This window comes from Chamaesiphon sp. OTE_8_metabat_110, assembly GCF_031382685.1.
GTDB lineage: Bacteria > Cyanobacteriota > Cyanobacteriia > Cyanobacteriales > Chamaesiphonaceae > Chamaesiphon.
The window spans coordinates 1-3,408 of record NZ_JANMZA010000371.1; the positions used below are offsets into that span (position 1 = coordinate 1).

Below are 3,408 nucleotides of genomic sequence, written 5' to 3' on the forward strand. Positions count from 1 at the left end.
ATAAATGGAACTGAATTAGTGAAAGTTATCAACCCAGAACGCTTTCTTACTTTCATTAATCGTAAAATTTTATAGAGATGTAGGGTGGGCATTGCCCACCACTATTTTATAGCGAAATCAAGCCTGCGATCGCTGGGAAAACAATCCTAAAACTGGGCCGAGAACGGCACCAAAGACAAAGCCGCCTGCGTGCGCCCAATAGGCAACACCACCATTTTCCATCCCCACATTAGTACGCGGTGCGAGAGTGGCAAAACTGTATAAAGCTTGTTGAAAAAACCAAATTCCGAGATAAAAATAAGCCGGAATTCTTGTAAAGAACGGGAAAATACCAATCGGAATCACAGTTCTAACGGACACCTTTGGAAAGCGAATAATATAAGCTCCCATCACACCTGCGATCGCACCACTCGCACCGAGCGATGGCAACTGCGAACCTTGACTGAAATACCACTGGGCTAAACTGGCAAGTACGCCACAAGCTAGATAAAAGAACAGGAACTTGAAGTGCCCTAATTGGTCTTCGACATTATTACCAAAAATCCATAAGAACAACATATTTCCCGCGAGGTGAAGGAAGCCACCGTGAAGAAATTGGGCGGTGATTAATGTCAATACTTCTGGCGGTTCGCCACCACGCAATGCGGGGTAAGTAGTGCCAGTAAATTCACCTGTCAGTTGCAAGGGAACAACTGCCCATTGATAGAAAAATTGGGTTAAACCTTTCTCGGAAAAGCTTAACTCATAGATGAAAATTAGCACATTGAGCGCAATCAACCCGTAGGTAACAAACGGGGTAATTATCGTCGGATTGTCATCATCGATGGGAAACATACAAAATTAGGGGGATAGGGGATAGCGGATATCGATCGACTTCGAGGTGACGATCGAGAATAGAGTTTTTAGCTCAAATCTCTATTGCAATCTCGATCGACAAAATGCAGCCCTGATCGATCTAATCGGTTACAAATATTCCTCAGTTACCAATAATTTAACATTTATCCCATCTATCCATTGACTGTTGCCCGATTGATACAATACCCTCGCTTAACTCATTTCAAGTCTCTCAGAAAGTCGATCGCACTAGCTTCTATTCCTAACCAGCAATGGAGATATAGACAGCACCGAGGATGACAGCACCGCCACCGAACCGAAATAACAATGTTTTGAATTTAGGCTGATAACGATTCTCCAGAGGAGAGGCTTCGCCAACGATGGTTAATCCCAGTCCAATGCCAGCTAGATGCAAAGTAGCAGTTGAAATAATAAAACCAAACCCATAAGACAGTCCTGAAGCCGTCGCAGGCATTTCGGCTCCATGAGCGTAGCCATGAAAAATCGCCAGACTTGCGACAATCCCCGTGCTAATAGCTAGCGGTAAACGAGCGGCAAATAGTAATAGCAAACCAAGGATAAAATCAGAAGCTAAGATCCCTTGTTCGACACCGGGCAAAGGTAGCCCAAAATATCCCGCCACACTACTACCAGCCATTGCTAACATAAAGGCACTAGGTACTACCCAAAGAGCCTTCCCGCCGATCTGAGCCGCCCATAAACCTACCGCTACCATCGCTAGGATATGATCTAAACCACTAAAGGGGTGTACTAATCCCTGCCAATAGCCGCCAGAATCGCCGACTCCAGTATGCGCGCTTGCCAAACTGGGAAGTAACAGGGTAATCGCGATCGCACTAACTAAGTACTGCCAAAACTGATTTTTTTTCATCGTGAATAATCCCGGAAGTACAAATTAATTTAACACCAACATGTACTGACGATTGATGTCCGTTACGTTACAAAACATCAATCTTCATCCACGTCTTCGACTTCTGTTTCAGCAGGCAAGGCAGCGACGATCGCATCGATGACGCGTCCGACGGGAATAATTTCCATGCCCAGATCGGGAAAAGTTTGATGTCCTTTGGGCACGATCGCGCGTTTAAAGCCCAGTTTAGCCGCTTCTTTGAGGCGTAACTCTAACTGAGATACTTGGCGAACTTGTCCGCCCAGGCCGATTTCACCGATCAGGATCGTAAAGGGCGCGACTACCCGATCGCGAAAACTTGCCACGATCGCGATCGCCATCCCCAAGTCTACGGCTGGCTCCGAGACATTTAGCCCACCTGCGGAGGCGACATAAGCATCTAATTTGGAGAGCGGAATCCCCACCCGTTTTTCGAGTACGGCGAGAATTTGCGTCAAACGGTTGTAATCAATCCCCGTACCCGCTCGCCTAGGTGATGGATAACTCGTCGGACTGACTAAAGCCTGTAGCTCCACTACGATCGGGCGCGTACCCTCACAAGCCACCACGATCGCCGTCCCTGGAGCCATCCCCTGCCGATCGCCTACAAACAGCTCAGAAGGGTTGTCAACCTCTCGCAACCCGCGATCGACCATCTCAAAGACTCCCACTTCATGAGTGGCTCCAAAGCGATTTTTGGTGGATCTCAGGAGACGATGAGAGGCAAACCTGTCGCCCTCGAAATATAAAACGGTATCGACTAAATGCTCCAACACTTTCGGCCCCGCGATTGCCCCTTCTTTGGTGACGTGTCCGACAATCAGGAGGGTAATGTCTTCCCGTTTGGCGACTTTCATCAAAGCTGCGGTACACTCGCGCACCTGAGCCACCGATCCAGCGGCGGAGGTGAGCGCGGGAAAATACACCGTCTGAATACTATCGATGACAGCGACGTGCGGTTTGAGCGATTCTAATTCCCGGAGAATTTCTTCGAGATCTGTCTCGGCTTGAACGTATAAATTTGCACCATCGGCGACGGTAAGGGGTTTGGCTAAGACAATTTCGCCATCTGTCTCGATCGGTTCGGGGGTAAATTCGCCTTTGGTGCCTTCAACACCCAAGCGGGAGGCTCTAAGTTTGACTTGTTTGCCCGATTCCTCACCACAGACGTAGAGGACTCGATAATGCTTGGACATCAGGTTGGCAGTTTGCAGCAGCAAGGTAGATTTACCAATCCCCGGATCGCCACCAATTAAAACGAGGGAGCCAGGGACGATGCCGCCACCCAAGACGCGATCGAGTTCGCCAAATCCTGACGCCCAGCGTTCTTCCTCACCATCGATAATTTCGGGAAAAGTTAGCGCCGCTAAGGGGTGAGGCTGCTCGCCGCTCGATCGACTATGATTACTTTTTGCACCTACACCCCCTCTGGATGTCGAGGGTGGTGCTTGTTCGATCAGCGAACCATAAGTATTACAGATCGGACATTTTCCATACCATTGAGGGGATGTCGATCCGCATTCATTACAGACGTAGGATGTGCGCGGCTGTTTTGCCATTATGGAAAGGGTAAGGGGTAGAGGGTAGATGGGTAGATGGGAGGTGGGGTTTTATGGGAGTGAGGATCGAAATCCACTCCAATACTAGTCGGGCGGACTGACCGA

3 protein-coding genes are annotated in these 3,408 nt (G+C 48.7%); all 3 read right to left on the reverse strand.

Going from position 1 to position 3,408, the window contains the following annotated elements; all coding sequences use genetic code 11:
* Positions 1–117: 117 nt before the first annotated feature.
* A complete protein-coding gene (locus tag RMO52_RS13550) occupies positions 118–834 on the reverse strand; it encodes a rhomboid family intramembrane serine protease (RefSeq protein WP_310415042.1) in 717 nt (238 codons plus the stop codon).
* A gap of 262 nt (positions 835–1,096) precedes the next feature.
* Positions 1,097–1,726 carry a HupE/UreJ family protein gene (locus RMO52_RS13555; protein WP_310415045.1) on the reverse strand — a complete coding sequence of 210 codons (630 nt, stop codon included), beginning with the start codon at positions 1,724–1,726 and terminating at the stop codon, positions 1,097–1,099.
* 77 nt (positions 1,727–1,803) lie between these two features.
* On the reverse strand, positions 1,804–3,303 hold the full coding sequence (gene radA / locus RMO52_RS13560) for a DNA repair protein RadA (RefSeq protein WP_309738452.1): 1,500 nt from the start codon (positions 3,301–3,303) through the stop codon (positions 1,804–1,806).
* Between the last annotated feature and the right edge of the window lie 105 nt (positions 3,304–3,408).

Bases quoted from the DNA above. Each gene is read 5' to 3' on its own strand.
- RMO52_RS13555 (WP_310415045.1), bottom strand. From the start codon at position 1,726: ATGAAAAAAAATCAGTTTTGGCAGTACTTAGTTAGTGCGATCGCGATT.
- RMO52_RS13550 (WP_310415042.1), bottom strand. From the start codon at position 834: ATGTTTCCCATCGATGATGACAATCCGACGATAATTACCCCGTTTGTT.
- radA (WP_309738452.1), bottom strand. From the start codon at position 3,303: ATGGCAAAACAGCCGCGCACATCCTACGTCTGTAATGAATGCGGATCG.